The following is a 15208-nucleotide window of genomic DNA, read 5'->3' on the forward strand; positions in this document are numbered from 1 at the left end:
TTCGGGAAAACCGGCGAGTTGAGGAGTTGGGTCGCTTCTAGCTGCCCGTATCTTGGGGGAGAAGTAGTTTAGGGGCCCTATATATAAGGAAGGGATTCGCATGGTTCCCGCAGGGGTAGATATATCTGACTTGGCGAATCAGCTCAAAGAGGATGGGGTGGCCTATACGGCCGCGGCGCTTAGCCACAATGCCACACTCAATGCGGATGTGAGCAAGGGGTTGCGGGACGGCGACGGCGTGGCCGTAGTTGATGTAATCGATGTTCGGACCCCCGACGTCCGCGACATTGCCCAAGAGCTTCAAGATGCCACGGGGTTGAACACGGTCATTGTCCAGACCCCACAACATGTCTCTTCGGTTAGTGATACTTATAGTCGAGCCGATATTGAGTCAGTACAGGCGCAACTGCCGCCCGGGCTTGACCAGGTGGACCTTCTGACTAAGTACTACGGAGGACTAGACCAAATCAGCTTCCCGGTGGCAACAGTCGTGGGAGCGGTTGCTGTGATTGCTGTGCTTGTCTTGGTTAGCTCTTTTATGGTGGCAAGCCGACGCAAGTCTGAAGGGCTGTAAGCGGACCCCAGGGGTATGAAAGGCAGGGCGCCTCGACATTGAGCGCTGGATCCGAGATTCCAAGTAACGCCTCTTGAACAAGGTGGAGACTGTAGGAAAATAGGTTTGTTCGAAAAAGTTTTAGATAAGTAGCTGAAACTTTTGCGAACCGTTTTAGGAGGAAAGTAATTTACGTAAAGACCACCAGGGGGTGGGGTAGAGGTGCCGGGCGGCGATGAACAAGTTGCTGTCTCGTTTATCCGTAGGAGTGCTGAAGGCGTCTAAAATTGGGTGCCGAAGCAGGGCCCGTATCCGATGACAAAACGATTAGGGGTGTCGGTGAAAGGTACGGGAAGGGCAGGGGAGGGGCAAAGTAAACCCTTAGGGGTTGACTCGGGGTAGGGGAGTGGTCGGTTTGCTTCCATGCTGTCCACAGGGGCCGGTTTGAAGCGTGTGTCCATCCAGGTGCCGTGTGATTAAAATCACAATAACGGGATGGTAACAAAATCATTGCAGGTTAGGTGCTCATGTTGAGTCATGTGAATTAACTTGACTCACGTGAATTGCGGGAAAATTGTGCGAAGCGGGCGTGTCGTGACGTAAGGTTCGGATGTCGACTCAGGGGACATTTCTTGCTTCCTGGGTTCATGGGCTTAGCCTTGACTGTCACGAGAGAACTCGCACGGGTATGTGGGGAAGCACGCCTCGAGCGAATGATGGAACATCGAGTGGCCGTTCTTGGAAGTCAATGAACCGGGCTCCATCGAAAGAGGTTGGGGATGCAAGTTAAAAACTTGAGCGATTGCAATGTTCGAAAAAATTAAACATCAACCCACCTTCCGTTTATGAGGTGAGACGGGTTCATTAGAACTCCACCGTGTGGAACTTTTGGTGCGAATCTTTCGATAGGGCAGAGCGCGAAGCTCAGAGCCACGAAAGGGGTGCACGGATAGGTCCATAGGGTTTTGGGTCTAGGAACTCCTGTTCACTCCGCCAGGGCCAGCTTCGTGTGGCCTGTTCATGGTTTGTGGCTGCTTGCCCTCGACGGCTCAGGATTGTTAAGGGGCTAGACCTTTTAACAAAGTCAGCCGGCGCCGCGGCGAGTCATGCCAGAACCCGTAGAGCAGTTCTCACGGCGCTCAGTGCAATAGAACGTGATCGGGGCATGCGGAATCTTGGGTTGTAAAACGCATCCTGGAACGTATGTCGCAAATATCGCGAACGAGAATGTGGACTTCGCAGTCATGGGAATTTCTGCTGTGAACATGTGAACAAAGGATATGTGTAGACCTTTTGCGCCAGCCTGTTGATTTTGGGCGAGTAGGCTTTTAATCAATTCAGCCGGATCCAAAGGTGTCTGATTTTCGCTGTTGTGGGGAAACAGTAGCGATTTAAGGCAGTCGGCTGGAAAGCGATAATGGTCAGGTTTTCCAGTTACAGCACGAAAAGTCCCTGGACTGTTGGGTGGTCCATAGAAACAACACGCCCGGAGTGAAGTCTCAGCCAATTGAGGCAGTCCATAACCATTTACCCCTCTAGTGTCTACGGGCGCTTGAGAATAGCTTCGCGTACCTATCTTTATCGTCTCGAGGCGATTTTCTAGTTACCCCGGTTAGACATGCGATAACGCCTGCGTTTGTGCGAAATAGGCAGGCGGGGAGCCCGGGCATTCCTATGCCCGGAAGCGGTGATGGGCACTTCTTAAAGGAACTGTGTGGGTCCAATCTAGGAGTATTTCAGTGGCCACCATTCGCCTTCCGCGCATTCGACATGTTCGCGCTTTCCTTGCTGCGGTAGTAGGTACCGCAGCCGTATCAACTCTTTCTACCGTAGCGCCAGCAGGCGCCGATGATTCACCGGCGGACAATGCTGGTGTAATCCAAGCACACGACTCAGAGCGTGCGGCAATTGACCGCGCGGTTAACAACGCAGACTCTTTGCAGGGGGCTGTTGAGGCTTCGCGTGCAGAGCTAAGTCGAGCGGAAGCTGATGTCGCTGAAGCCGAGGATCGTATCGCTCGGATCCAGAGCCAAATGGAACAAGTTAGCGACGATCCAGGGGCGAATGAAGAGTACCTTGCTAGCCTGCAGGGCGAGTTGGATCAGGCAGACAAAGACAAGCGAGACGCCGAGAATCGTGTGGTGCAAGAGCGTCGAGAGTTAGCACAAGATGAGGCTCGACTGAACGCTACCCAACGGTTTGCGGAGGCAACTTTTGCTCGCCAGCAGGGAGCGGAATCCCAGGAGGCAAACGAAAGCGGTCTTCAGCTCTCTCAGCAGGACACGCTTGATACCGGCCTAAATCCAGTTAATGAGCTTGACAATCAAAAGGCTTCCGACGCCGCGACGGTCAACCCTGAAAACTTGACCGAAGAAATCAAGTCAGAAAACTTTACCGATGAGGTTGTTGGGGAGGGGGTCCCGCAGGTTTCTGCTGGCCCGAACGCGTCCAATAATTCGGAAGAGCGAGGCCCTATCAACCAGGGTGGTACCGCTCCGGAAGCTGAATTTGGAAACGCCCTCAATCAGGGTGCTACCCCGAGGTTTCAGAACGTCGACTTCGCAACTGGGTCCTCTGTAGATGATGCGCTCGGACTTGCGAATGATATCGCTGCTGCAGTTGATGAGGACGATGTGCGCACCCTCATGCAGGGCTCATCTGACTTGCTTGGATTGGGAAGCCCGAACACTGCACCCGCTGCTAGCGCTGATGCGCCTGAGGTGGACGAGGTGACGGAGTCTGACGATGCTATTGCGGGCGCAGATGCTGGGCGTGATGCTCAGATTGAGGCCGTCATTTCCCGTGCTGAATCTCAGGTTGGTGTGCCTTATGTTTGGGGCGGCGGCGATAACAATGGTCCTACCGGTGGGCTCCGAGATGGCGGAGTGGCTGACTCTTTCGGTGATTTCAACCAGTCGGGCTTCGATTGCTCTGGCCTCGTAAAGTACGCCTACGCGGCAGCTGGCCTGGACCTGCCTCACTACACTGGCGCACAGTACCAGCAGGGCAAGAAGGTTCCTCGCGACAACGCGAAGCGCGGTGACCTTATCTTCTACGGTCCTGGTGGCAACCAGCACGTAGCTATCTACCTAGGTGACGGCCAAATGATTGAGGCGCCACAGTCTGGTCAGACTGTTTCAGTAGTTCCAGTTCGCTGGGGTGGCGCTACTCCCGACGTCGTGCGCCTTCTCTAATCTCCAACTTTTGGTTGGTATTGTTTAGGGCATGACTGACGCACAACAGAATGCCCAAAACTTCGACGCCCTCCTCGTCCTTTCTTTCGGTGGCCCGGAAGGAAACGAGGAGGTCGTTCCGTTTTTGGAGAACGTTACCCGTGGTCGAGGCATTCCTCGCGAACGGCTTGAAGTAGTGGGTGAGCACTATTATCACTTCGGAGGCGTAAGTCCGCTCAATGCGCTCAACCGTGAAATTATCGAACATGTCCAAGGTGAGCTGAAAAAACGCGGACATAATCTACCGGTTTATTTCGGCAACCGGAATTGGCATCCCTTTGCCAACGAGACCGCAGAACAGATGTCTCGGGACGGTATCCGTAAAGTAGCTGTGTTTGCCACCTCCGCATGGGGTGGGTACTCCGCGTGCCGGCAATATGACGAAGATATTCAGCGCATGCGCGAACATCTCGCGCAGCAAGGCCTGCCGGAGATTGAATTTACGAAGATTCGTCAATTCTTTGATCATCCGAAATTTGTGGCCGAAATGGCCACTGCCGTAACCGAGGTCTGGGAACAAGTTTCAGCTGATAAGAAGCGGACTACCCGGCTTTTGTTCACCGCGCATTCTGTCCCGGTTGCGCACGATAACGTTGGCGGCGCGGAAGGCGATAAAAACCTCTACTCCCGCCAGGTGGCCGAGGCGGCGCGGTTGGTGGCGTTGCAGGCCGGTATTTCCGATTATGACCTTGTATGGCAGTCACGCTCAGGCAATCCACGCACTCCGTGGCTAGAGCCCGACATTGTTGATCACACCACTGAGATTCACCACAACGAAGGCGTCGACACGGTTGTGGTTTGCCCAATTGGTTTCATCTCCGACCATATGGAGGTTATTTGGGATCTCGATTCCGAGCTGCAGAAGGCGGCCGAGGATATGGGGGTCAGGGTCGTGCGTACCCGTACTGCAGGCCCGACCCCTCGGTTTGCAGAAATGGTGGTTGACCTTATAGAAGAGCTGGAGCATGGCCGCGAGAAGGAAACCAGCGGGCAGGTGACCGTGCAAGGGTGCACGCTCAATGGTGCGCCGTGTGCCGGGGGATGTTGCGATATTTGGTCTCTTTAACGCGCGAACTCCCCGAGTGCATAGGCAACGCCCGTCATGCGGGCCTGCCGGATGTGGCGCCACAAGCGGAGTAACTGCGGGTCAAGGCTGTGATCGTTGATGCGGTCGGTAACCGTTTCGATGATCGCGGCCACTCGGTCGGCGCGGGTGAAGAGTTTGGCTGCTCGGGCCGGCGTTGATTGGGGAAGGCCGGGGGTGTCATAAAAGTCGCTTAAAGTTCCCACGGTGAGGCGGGGGGTGGGCAGCGCTTCAGTGCTATACCCAGTTGCGGCGATAAGGTCAGCGGATTCATTGGTTGCTTGAGCAAGCAGTGCGTCGGCTTCCCCAGGGCTCAGCCAGGCGGGGGCGGGGAGCTGTTGCTTTTCGACGATCACCTGCCACGCGGTGTGGCTGTGGTGGATATGAGGTATGAGGACTAAGTTGCGCGTGGGATTATTGGTGCGAACTATGATTGCTCCGGCGGAACTTTGGATAGCTGCGTGATAGGACTCCGATCCTGCGGGTAGGGCAGGGGGCTCTCCCGGCCCGGAAAGCGCGAGGCGTACAACGGGTTCCGCGCGCTCACCGCGCTTCGCGGTAAGTTCAGCGGTCTCTGCGCGCAGCATCGCTAGCACATCGACGAACGGTGCTTCATCCACACTCTCCGGACGCCCGCCCAGTTCTTTAAGAGCATCTAGCAAATCATCGGTGGTTTCGTGTCCCCACAGCCACGAGCCCAGCCAGACAGCGGTGTTTTGTAAAGGTGACCATACTTCGGCGCGCATATCCATGACGAGCCAGTCTAATAGATAGACTAACGGGCCATGAGTTTTGATCCTTATGGCGGAGACATATTTGCTGGCCACTCGCGGTCGAAGCCGCGTCAATATCCTGAGGTGCCAGCTGAGCCCGGAATGGTAGTGGAAGTACGTGGTGACGAATTTGTGGGTGCTGTCATGGGGGTGGATAAGACCGTTTTCGGTGAGGTAGTTCGCCTTGAGGATCGCCACGGTGTGGAACGCGTTTTTAATTTGGTCAAAGGCGGGTTCCTAGTGGAGGGTAAGCCGGTTACGCTTACCCGGTACGTCGAAAAGCAGGCACCCCGCAAGTCCAACTCCGGTTCCCGCCGCGTAGAAAACGTGGAGGCTAAGGTCGCCGCGCCCTCGCGCATTTGGGTGGAAGGTGTCCACGACGCCGCTATTGTGGAAAAGGTGTGGGGCCACGACCTACGCGTGGAAGGCGTAGTGGTGGAATACCTTGAAGGCCTGGACAATTTGGAAGACCGCTTGGCGGAATTTCAGCCCGGACCCGGCCGCAGGGTAGGTGTGTTGGCTGACCACCTCGTTCAAGGTTCCAAGGAAACCCGGTTAACGGAAACCGTGGGAGAGCATGTCCTAGTCACTGGTCATCCATTCATCGATATTTGGGCAGCGGTGAAGCCGCAGCGCGTGGGATTGCGTGCATGGCCAGAAGTACCTTATGGCGAGGACTGGAAGACCGGAATGTGCAGGCGCGTGGGGTGGAGCGACCCTAAGGACGGTTGGCGTCATGTGTATAACGCCGTGCATTCTTTCCGTGACTTAGATTCCAGTCTGATTGGCGCGGTGGAGCGGCTCGTGGACTTCGTTACGACGCCCGAACTGAGCAAGTCTGATTTGCTCTAAGGCTGGGTAAGATTCGCGCGTTCAATCAGGTTGACGGCCAACTGCCATCCAGCCAACTCCGCGCTCCAGCCGGCCGCCTGGAGGCGCTGCGACATGGCTTGTTTAGAAATCCCTAGCTCTTCGGCGGCCTCATTTTGGTTCAGCCCAGCACGCACGAGTGAGGTAGCCTCGCGCCCCTCGATGGTGCGCTTGTGCAAAACATATCCCAGCAGGGCAAAGGTGGCCGCGATATCGCTTGCCTCGGAAGCGCGGCCACGCTTGTTGATCTTGGCGTAGACCTGGCCCATACGGGCGGACTTCCGCAACGCGGCGGTAGCTATTTGGCGTGCCCCCTCCTCATCTTCTTGGTTGCCGGGGCTTATACCGATGCCGATGGCCCAGTCGCCGTCGGCAAGCAAGGCCATGACGACGTCGCAGACGGCCGTTGCTGAATCAACTACGGCGCAAATATCTTCCACGCCAAGCACATGGAACTCTCCAACGCCAGAAAGAGTTGATAGGGCCGACGCAGAACGCTGGACCAACTCTGCACGACGCACGGAGCGGCCCCGGTAGCGGGCGTGGACAGCAAGCATGGAAAACCTCCCTTTAAGAACCTAATGCGGAATAGTCTACCGCTCGAACTTGACTTAAGGGCGAGTGGGAAGTCGCGAGTCCATATAAAGCCCTCCCGCTCCAATCGCAGCGAAAACCACCATAGCGAGGACGATGCCGGGTGAGGTATGTCCGGTGAGGGTATCGCCGAAGAACACGCCCAAAGCCGTAGTAGGAATAGAACCGACAAGGGTGGCCAAGGTGAAGTGGCTGAGCTTTACCGGAGTAAGGGCAGCAACGTAGTTTAGGAGGCTAAACGGGACGCCGGCTACCATCCGGAGGGAAGCGATGGCCAGCCACCCGCGCCGCTCGAGATGCGCGTTGATTGTGAACACTGCGGGATGGGTCAGGTGCGGGCGGATCCAGGCTCCGAGGAGCTTGCGAACGATAAGAAAGGACAACGCCGCTGATACCGTCAAGGCGCACAGGGAAAGCGCGAGTCCCTTCCACGGGCCAAATAATAGTCCTGCGGCTACCGTCCAGAAGGTTCGAGGAAAGGGAAACTGGGTAAATATGACATAACCTAGGGTGAAGATGAAGGGGAACCATGCGCCAAATCGGGTGGAGGCATCACGCAGGCGAGCCACATCCGGCAGGTCGTAGAAATAAAGCACGGCGAGGAGGGCGATTACTGCAGCGAGAACGGCTATCCACCGCTGCACGGTCCACCGCTGGATTGAGCGCCAAGCGGACCGAGTGAGCGAAAGCAGGAAGTGGCCGAAATTGCGCACCCAACTCAGAAATGTGGTCATGGGGAAATCGTAGTCCTTGAGGGAGTGCAGGATAGAAAAATCCGGCGGCTACCTCGTGGTAACCGCCGGAAGCCTGTGCCCGAGGGGGGACTTGAACCCCCACGTCCGTTAATAGGACACTAGCACCTCAAGCTAGCGCGTCTGCCATTCCGCCACCCGGGCAGGGTGTTTGTCAGCCTCTCGGCTGGGCACTCCGATACTGTATCTTGCGTGGGGTGTGCTTTACAAATCGCCAGCGTAGGGCGCCGAAAAGTCCATGCGTGAAGGGTGGTGAAATACATGGGTGTAATCCGGCCTAGGCGTCGTACTGGGGTACGACTGTAGTGTGACCATGGCGTGCGGTTACACCACATCGACATCGACTTGTGAGGTGGGGTACAAATGGGTCTATGACTTCTTATGCAGATGACTCCCGTTTCCCTGGACCAGATCCCTACGCACCGCTGCGTGATGTTCCTTCCTTTGTTCTTTCTTCCACCGACGTGGTCGAAGGCGATGAGCTGCAAGAAAAGCTTCGCGCTCCGGAAAGCGTTTCCCCTCAGCTTGCGTGGTCCGGTTTGCCTGAAGGCACTAAGTCCCTGGCTGTGACCTGTTTCGACCCGGATGCACCCACCGCTTCTGGTTTCTGGCACTGGGCGGCCTTCAATATCCCCGTTGAGGTAAGCGAGTTGCCTACCAATGCTGGTGCTGCAGAAGACCTGGGCATTGACGGTGTTATTAGCTTGCGCAACGATTCGGGCGAGCGCACCTACTATGGTGCCAACCCGCCTGCCGGTCACGCACCTCACCGCTATCTGTACGCAGTCCATGCAGTAGACGTGGAGAAGCTCGATATCGACCCAGATGCAACCCCGACTGTGCTCGGTTTCAACCTGCATTTCCACGCGCTCGGCCGTGCCATTTTGTGGGGCTGGTACGAGGCAAAGTAATGGCAAGTGGCTCTAGTGCATCGCAGGCTAGCCCTCCGGCGACCCTGCGGGTCGGCGGCGCCTTCATGGTGGTCGCATTCGTGCTGGCTCTCTTCGCGCTAATCTCTGTCTTTTCGGATGGCTGGGGAGCCGACTTCGCATGGACGTATTCGAAGGTGGCTATTGTTGCTGCCGCGTTCCTCGTCGGGGCCTTTAGCACCATGAGTAAAGGCCAGGCGGGAAGCCGCGCCCAGGTTGTGGCATTAGTGGTTGCGATCGTAGTCATTGCGGCGAGCAGCTTCTTACCCGGCGGGATTTTATTCACCCAAGCGCAGTTTTGGGTGGTGTTCTACGCCGGCTTCGCAGTCCTGTGCGCACTTATTCTCAGGCGCAGCGCTATGGCGCAAGCCTAGCCAGTACCGTGTTTAATCAATGAAAGTCCGCCCCCAGCTGCTTAGGGTAGAGCAGGTGGGGGCGGACTTTCTTGTTCAACCAAGAGTCTCTATAGGGATTAATCCACGGGTTTCCATGGCAGGCCAGAGCCAACCGCTTGGGAAATATTGCGCAAGCCGTGGGCGCGGATTTGGGCGGCAATGCCACGGTGGATATCGCGGATCCAATCCGGACCGCCATAGATGAGGCCGGTGTAGCCCTGCAACAAGGAAGCGCCGGAAGTGATGCGTTCCCACGCCTGCTCCGGCGTGGAGATGCCCCCGACGGAGATGAGGGTGAGCTGGCCTCCGACACGCTCATTGAGACGGCGCAGCACCCCCAGAGAGCGCTCGGCTACCGGGGGACCAGATACGCCACCGGCCCCCATTTCCGCTACCTCGGCAGGAGGGGTCTTGAGCCCCTCGCGGGAAATGGTGGTATTGGTCGCTACGATACCGTCGAGACCGAGTTCAAGGGCTAGGTCTGCCACGGCATCTACGTCGGAATCCGAAAGATCGGGAGCGATTTTCACCAACACTGGAACGGCGGTGCACTCTTGCACGGCAGAAAGAATGGGGCGCAGCGACTCCACTGCTTGCAGATCACGCAGGCCCGGGGTATTCGGCGAGGAAACGTTGACTACAAGGAAGTCAGCCAAGTCGCCCAATACGGAAGCAGAGCGGCGGTAGTCTTCCACAGCGTGCTCGGCAGGGGTGACTTTAGTCTTGCCAATATTGATGCCAATAACATCGCTGTAGCGGCGCTTGCGGAGGTTTTCTGCAGCGGCCGCTGCGCCTTCATTGTTAAAGCCCATGCGGTTCAAGATGGCCTTATCGGCCTTTAGGCGAAAAAGTCGCGGCGCAGGATTTCCCGGCTGTGCTTGGGCGGTGACGGTGCCCAACTCCGCGAAGCCGAAACCAATCGGGGACCAGGTATCAGCAGCGGCGGCATTTTTATCAAACCCTGCAGCTAGTCCCAGTGGGCGGGGAAACTCTACGCCAAAGACCTCTTGGCGGAGCACCGGATCGTTGACCGGCAGCACCTTTGCCAAGGCCCGGTTGGCCGGACCAGCCGCCTGGAGTCCACTCAGTGCGGTGTTGATAATTCCGTGGATTCGCTCCGGGCTGAGCTGAAACATGCCTCGCAATGCCACTTGGTAGGCCTGCGCGCGCAGTCGATCGATTGTGCTGGTCATGGTGTTAAGACTCCTTCTTCAGGTGCGGGGTGTCCACGAACTGGAGGCCGTGGCCGGTGGTGGAGGCGGCGACAAAGGTGCCATCGGCAAGCACGGCAATGTTTTGTGCATCTGGCACGGTAGAGATATCTCCGCGCAGTTCCGGAACGCCTTTATTTATCTCATAGGCATGAGCCTTGTTCGTATCTGTGGCGCTGACCCACGCCAGATTGTGCTCCTTGTCCCAAGCTACGCCCCATGGGGTGCCATTGACGTTGCCGTATTGGTGCAGGCGAACGACATCATCGGAAGTGTAGATAGCCAAGCGTCCGCCCTCAGTATCGGAGGCAAGAACAACGCCATTGTCGCCCACCGCGATGCTTCCTACACCCTGGCCTACGCGCAGTCGACCGCCCGCGCGATCATTAGTCCAATCCACGTTTTGAATGGTGGAATCCTCGCGGTGAATGCGTACCACTCCATCGTCACCCGTGGAATTGGGCACGGCTAGTAGCTGGTCCGAGCCGGCTTCGACCTCGATGTCACCTTCGCGTTTGCTGTCTTTATAAATGCCAACGGTGCTGGAATCGGCTGAGGTAGCAAAGATCTCGCCGCTGGAAAGCTGGGTGGCAGCAGTAACAGGAGTCTCCTCCTCCATACGGACCTCCTCGGGAGAATCCGGGGAGGAGGGATCGATGAGCAGGACCTTTTCCGGGCAGGCCAGTACAAAGCCCGACGACGATGAACTTAGATCACCGCACTCCGCAGAAATGTCTAAAGCAGTGGCCTTATGGCCCGCAAACTCTTTATGGCTGCCGATAAGGAGCTGGTCCTTAGTGCGCACCGCAAGCGAGTTATCGACGGCAGCAAGGTCTGTGATGTCTTCCTTAAGGCCTACGACGGTGCCCTCCGGGTCCGCCTTGACAGGGGAGGCCGCTGGGGTGGCATTGCCCTTGACCGCGGTTTCTGGGTCGGCGCCTACGCCCACATCAGGCTGGCAGGCAGCCAATGCGGTGGCGCTTAACGCCAGCAAACTGGATAAGACAAGTGCGGTGCCGGATTGAGATTTCACGGCTACTAATCCTAACAGTGCGCGTTGTAAAAACCCGAAGCTTAGCGCGGCTGTAGTGTGAAGCAGGTGATTTCTAATACCGCTACTGACGCTGTTTCTTGGGCGCAGGTCATTGTTTTATCGATCGTGCAGGGGCTGACCGAGTTTCTTCCGGTCAGTTCTTCCGGTCACCTGCGCATTGTTTCCGAGCTTTTCTGGGGCAAAGACGCCGGCGCTTCCTTTACTGCCGTTATTCAGTTGGGCACCGAGCTGGCTGTGCTGGTCTATTTCGCTCCTATGATTTGGCAGATTCTGTCCGGTTGGTTCCGCGGTTGGACCGATAAATCTTCTCGTGGCCAAGACTGGCGCATGGGATGGATGGTCATCGTTGGCTCCATTCCCATCGGTATCATCGGCTACGCCTTCGAAGACGCAATCCGCGGAGCGCTACGCAACCTGTGGATCACCGCCGCCATGCTGATTCTTTTCTCCTTTGTGTTCATCGCCGCAGAAAAGCTAGGAAAAAAGGAGCGCGGTTTTGAACAGCTGACTATGAAAGACGCCATCGTCATGGGCCTGTGCCAGTGCTTGGCACTCATCCCAGGCGTTTCTCGCTCTGGCGGCACCATCTCTGGTGGCCTGTTCTTGGGGCTGGACCGCGAGGTGGCCACGCGCTTTAGCTTTTTGCTCGCCATTCCAGCAGTCCTGGCTTCGGGGCTTTTCTCGCTTCCCGACGCCTTTTCTCCCGACGCCGGCCAATCCGCTACCGGCCTCCAGCTTCTGGTAGGCACTGGCATCGCCTTCGCCCTAGGCTACGCCTCCATTGCATGGTTGCTGAAGTTCGTGGGCAACCATTCCTTCTCGTGGTTTGCCGCTTACCGTATCCCAGTCGGTGTTCTCGTTATGATCCTATTGGCGCTGGGAGTCCTGCAGCCGTTGTAAAGCACACCGCGTTAGTATGGTGGCTATGCATTCTTGGCCTATACCTTCTTTCCGCCCTGTGCCGGGTGAAGCGGCGCAGCTGCGCTTGTACGATTCCGCGAATCAAACCATCGCTCCCGTAGAGGTCGCAGGGGATACCGCCACCATGTACGTGTGTGGCATTACGCCCTATGACTCCACCCACCTGGGCCATGCCGCTACATACTTGACGTTTGACCTTATCTACCGCGCTTTTTTGGACGCCGGGAAGAAGGTTCACTACGTACAAAACATCACCGATGTAGATGATCCACTGTTTGAGCGCGCCGAACGCGATGGCGTGGACTGGCGCGAGCTTGGTACGTCTCAGATTGACCTTTTCCGTTCCGATATGGAGTTGCTCTCCGTCTTTCCGCCGCAAGACTATGTCGGCGCCATGGAGGCCGTCGATGAAATCGTGGAGATGGTCCAGAAGCTTCTTGACGCCGGTGCGGCCTACGTCGTAGATGATCCCGATTACCCTGACATCTACGCCTCCATCGACGCTACTGAGCAATTTGGATACGAGTCCAATTATTCTGCGGCAGAGATGCAGACCTTCTTTGCAGAACGCGGCGGCGATCCAGACCGCCCAGGAAAGAAGAACCCGCTTGATGCACTCATCTGGCGCGCTCACCGCGAGGGTGAGCCCGCTTGGGAGTCGCCGTTTGGTCCTGGCCGTCCGGGCTGGCATATTGAATGTTCCGCTATTGCCACCAATCGTTTAGGTCCCACCTTTGATATTCAAGGTGGCGGTAGTGACTTGAAGTTCCCACACCACGAATTTTCCGCCGCCCACGCCGAGGCGGCCCTTGGCGTGGACCGCATGGCAAAGTTTTATGTACACACAGGCATGATCGGCCTCGACGGGGTCAAGATGTCTAAGTCCTTGGGCAACCTTGTCTTCGTCCACAAGCTAGTAGGAGCAGGCGAGGAGCCCTCCGCTATCCGCTTGGGCGTCTTCGCTGGGCATTACCGCGATGAGCGGGATTGGTCGGATGAAGTGCTCGAAGAAGCAAAGCACCGGCTGTCCGTGTGGCGGGAAGCAGTGGCTACGCCAGGAAGCATGGCGGGGGCGCAAGGGGTCGTCGCCAAGCTGCGCGCGGCGATTGCCAATGACCTCGATACCCCTGCGGCGCTGGCTGCTGTGGATGAGTGGTCGCAGGCTGACCGTGGCACAGACGAAGAAGGAGCGGCAGATTTGGTTCGCACTGCCCTAAATTCACTCCTCGGCGTGCAGGTTTAGCCAAGATAGGGCAGTATCTACAGCATGAGCATTCGCGCCGATTTCCAGCCCACCGTAGATGAGTTCATAAGTGATCTGAAGTCCTTCGCCACCGGCGATTACCTCAAAGAGGAGGAAAAGGAGTTCTGGGAGGCTCCGTTTGATGCCAGCGTGCTTCCGGAGCTACGCGGTCACCTTGAGAATATGCTCGATGGGCTGGATGCCCTTCCGGATGATCCAGATGGCCCGCAGCTGGTAACCGTGTTGTCCAAGACCGTTCGTGCGTTGGCCAATTTTAATCGTGCCCAGCACGACGCTGTCCTCGAGCCGGAAGAGAAGGAAGAGCTATCTGAGCTTATCTACAATGCCTGCGCGGCAACTGGAGCAGATGACGAAGCTCTATCGCACATTCCAGAACTAGACTTTTAGTTCTTGTCCTCCCGCTTTTTGAGCGCCGGCCCGCGGCATATTCGCAGCCTGGCGCTTACTTCTGTGCCCTTAGCGCATGGTCGGTTTCACCCCAGAGCCTTTTTAAAGAGAAAGTTAGTTTTATTCTCGTGCAGCACCCCGATGTCGTTTCTGGTCTGACAAAGCCCGCCGCCATTTTCTGGGACATGGATGGCACGCTCACCAATTCGGAGCCGCTTTGGGCGGAGGCAACGTTCTATCTCTCGGAGCTCCTAGGGAAGCGTTTAACTCCCACCCAGCGCCTTGCCACTGTAGGGGCGACTTTTGAGACGACCTTGGGGATTTGCGCAGATAATGCGGGGGTGACACTGCGGCCCGGTGACAGCGATCGATACCGCGCTCGGATGTTTGACTATGTCAAAGGTCTTTTCGCTCGCAAGCTGGAGATTTTTCCCGGCATTCCTGCGTTGCTGCATGAGCTGAAGGCGGATGGCGTGCCAATGATGGTGACGACTAATACCGAGCGCAACGTCGCCGATGCCGCCATTAGCGCGTTGGGGCGGCAGTACTTTGTCGATACCATTTGCGGGGATGAAGTACCTTCCGGGAAACCTGCACCGGATATGTACCGCGAAGCGGCCCGCCGCATCGGAGCAAAACCTGCGGATTGCTTGGTATTTGAAGATTCCGCGACGGGAATGCGCGCCGCAGTTGATGCTGGCTGTGTAGTCATCGGCTTGCCCGAAGATGACGAGGTGGAGGTTCCGCCGGAGGTCACCGAGGTCTCCCAGCTCCGCAACTCGCGGCACCTCGCCGGTGCTCGGGCCTCCGAGGTCTATGAGTGGTTTAGCCAGATTTCGAAATAGCAGTAGAACTTTAAGGTTTTACTACATTCTCTAACTACCTGTGGAACAATAGGTAGGCGTGAAGAACTTTGATTCCCTTTTTGCTGACTTATCCGAGAAGGCTGCCCAGCGCCCCGCTGGTTCTGGCACCGTTACCGCTTTGGATAAAGGCGAGCATCACATAGGCAAAAAGATCATCGAAGAAGCCGGGGAAGTGTGGATCGCCGCAGAGTATCAGTCTGATGCTGAGCTAGCAGAAGAAGTGTCTCAGCTGCTCTATTGGACTCAGGTCATGATGCTCAAGCGGGGGCTTACCCCAGAAGACATCTACAACTACCTTTAAACAGCGCCCCACGGGACGGAA

At 56.8% G+C, this 15208-nt stretch carries 16 protein-coding genes and 1 tRNA gene; 11 read left to right on the top strand and 6 right to left on the bottom strand.

Annotation, left to right across the window (positions count from 1 at the left end; translation table 11 throughout):
- The first annotated feature begins 100 nt into the window (after nucleotides 1–100).
- From RAE07_RS08230 to RAE07_RS08240, 3 genes are all read left to right on the top strand, one after another.
- Complete coding sequence (locus RAE07_RS08230; protein ID WP_023021529.1) at nucleotides 101–574, top strand: Rv1476 family membrane protein; 474 nt, start codon at nucleotides 101–103, stop codon at nucleotides 572–574.
- A gap of 1718 nt (nucleotides 575–2292) precedes the next feature.
- Nucleotides 2293–3747 carry an NlpC/P60 family protein gene (locus RAE07_RS08235; RefSeq protein ID WP_317001684.1) on the top strand — a complete coding sequence of 485 codons (1455 nt, stop codon included), beginning with the start codon at nucleotides 2293–2295 and terminating at the stop codon, nucleotides 3745–3747.
- A 31-nt stretch (nucleotides 3748–3778) separates the two neighbouring features.
- Complete coding sequence (locus tag RAE07_RS08240) at nucleotides 3779–4852, top strand: ferrochelatase (protein WP_317001685.1); 1074 nt, start codon at nucleotides 3779–3781, stop codon at nucleotides 4850–4852.
- On the opposite strand, the gene RAE07_RS08245 is transcribed toward RAE07_RS08240, so the two are convergent.
- Nucleotides 4849–5622, bottom strand: a complete 774-nt coding sequence (locus RAE07_RS08245) for an Rv1486c family protein (protein WP_023021532.1) — start codon at nucleotides 5620–5622, stop codon at nucleotides 4849–4851. The genes RAE07_RS08240 and RAE07_RS08245 overlap by 4 nt on opposite strands.
- A 33-nt stretch (nucleotides 5623–5655) precedes the next feature.
- On the opposite strand from RAE07_RS08245, the gene RAE07_RS08250 reads away from it, so the two are divergent.
- Nucleotides 5656–6495, top strand: a complete 840-nt coding sequence (locus RAE07_RS08250) for a DUF3097 domain-containing protein (RefSeq protein WP_034655356.1) — start codon at nucleotides 5656–5658, stop codon at nucleotides 6493–6495.
- On the opposite strand, the gene RAE07_RS08255 is transcribed toward RAE07_RS08250, so the two are convergent.
- From RAE07_RS08255 to RAE07_RS08265, 3 genes are all read right to left on the bottom strand, one after another.
- Nucleotides 6492–7070 (bottom strand): hypothetical protein, encoded by a 579-nt coding sequence (locus RAE07_RS08255; RefSeq protein WP_023021534.1) that lies wholly within the window; start codon nucleotides 7068–7070, stop codon nucleotides 6492–6494. The genes RAE07_RS08250 and RAE07_RS08255 overlap by 4 nt on opposite strands.
- Nucleotides 7071–7124: 54 nt before the next feature.
- Nucleotides 7125–7841 (bottom strand): TVP38/TMEM64 family protein, encoded by a 717-nt coding sequence (locus RAE07_RS08260; RefSeq protein ID WP_248098308.1) that lies wholly within the window; start codon nucleotides 7839–7841, stop codon nucleotides 7125–7127.
- Between the two features lie 76 nt (nucleotides 7842–7917).
- A tRNA-Leu gene (locus RAE07_RS08265) sits at nucleotides 7918–8003 on the bottom strand.
- Between the two features lie 227 nt (nucleotides 8004–8230).
- Here RAE07_RS08265 and RAE07_RS08270 point away from each other — a divergent pair.
- Together RAE07_RS08270 and RAE07_RS08275 are read left to right on the top strand one after the other, a co-directional pair.
- Nucleotides 8231–8770 carry a YbhB/YbcL family Raf kinase inhibitor-like protein gene (locus RAE07_RS08270; RefSeq protein WP_086587667.1) on the top strand — a complete coding sequence of 180 codons (540 nt, stop codon included), beginning with the start codon at nucleotides 8231–8233 and terminating at the stop codon, nucleotides 8768–8770.
- Nucleotides 8770–9162, top strand: coding sequence for a hypothetical protein (locus RAE07_RS08275; protein ID WP_396335061.1), 393 nt, complete (start codon nucleotides 8770–8772; stop codon nucleotides 9160–9162). Before RAE07_RS08270 ends, RAE07_RS08275 begins: the two co-directional genes overlap by 1 nt.
- 98 nt (nucleotides 9163–9260) lie before the next feature.
- On the opposite strand, the gene RAE07_RS08280 is transcribed toward RAE07_RS08275, so the two are convergent.
- Nucleotides 9261–10376, bottom strand: a complete 1116-nt coding sequence (locus RAE07_RS08280) for a quinone-dependent dihydroorotate dehydrogenase (protein ID WP_248098294.1) — start codon at nucleotides 10374–10376, stop codon at nucleotides 9261–9263.
- 4 nt (nucleotides 10377–10380) lie between these two features.
- Nucleotides 10381–11427 carry a WD40 repeat domain-containing protein gene (locus RAE07_RS08285; RefSeq protein ID WP_316328610.1) on the bottom strand — a complete coding sequence of 349 codons (1047 nt, stop codon included), beginning with the start codon at nucleotides 11425–11427 and terminating at the stop codon, nucleotides 10381–10383.
- Between the two features lie 66 nt (nucleotides 11428–11493).
- Here RAE07_RS08285 and RAE07_RS08290 point away from each other — a divergent pair, with 66 nt between their 5' ends.
- The 5 genes from RAE07_RS08290 to RAE07_RS08310 all read left to right on the top strand — a co-directional run bounded on the left by RAE07_RS08290 (nucleotide 11494) and on the right by RAE07_RS08310 (nucleotide 15187).
- Nucleotides 11494–12348, top strand: coding sequence for an undecaprenyl-diphosphate phosphatase (locus RAE07_RS08290; RefSeq protein ID WP_239205993.1), 855 nt, complete (start codon nucleotides 11494–11496; stop codon nucleotides 12346–12348).
- Between the two features lie 25 nt (nucleotides 12349–12373).
- A complete protein-coding gene (gene mshC, locus RAE07_RS08295) occupies nucleotides 12374–13612 on the top strand; it encodes a cysteine--1-D-myo-inosityl 2-amino-2-deoxy-alpha-D-glucopyranoside ligase (protein ID WP_316328611.1) in 1239 nt (412 codons plus the stop codon).
- A 24-nt stretch (nucleotides 13613–13636) separates the two neighbouring features.
- Nucleotides 13637–14020, top strand: a complete 384-nt coding sequence (locus tag RAE07_RS08300) for a hypothetical protein (protein WP_284835346.1) — start codon at nucleotides 13637–13639, stop codon at nucleotides 14018–14020.
- A gap of 128 nt (nucleotides 14021–14148) precedes the next feature.
- Nucleotides 14149–14865 carry an HAD family hydrolase gene (locus RAE07_RS08305; protein ID WP_316328612.1) on the top strand — a complete coding sequence of 239 codons (717 nt, stop codon included), beginning with the start codon at nucleotides 14149–14151 and terminating at the stop codon, nucleotides 14863–14865.
- A 58-nt stretch (nucleotides 14866–14923) separates the two neighbouring features.
- The gene (locus RAE07_RS08310) at nucleotides 14924–15187 is read left to right on the top strand and encodes a phosphoribosyl-ATP diphosphatase (RefSeq protein WP_316328613.1); all 264 of its coding nucleotides are present in this window, start codon (nucleotides 14924–14926) and stop codon (nucleotides 15185–15187) included.
- Nucleotides 15188–15208 lie beyond the last annotated feature (21 nt).

Source organism: Corynebacterium nasorum, from assembly GCF_032821635.1.
Lineage (GTDB): Bacteria > Actinomycetota > Actinomycetes > Mycobacteriales > Mycobacteriaceae > Corynebacterium > Corynebacterium kefirresidentii.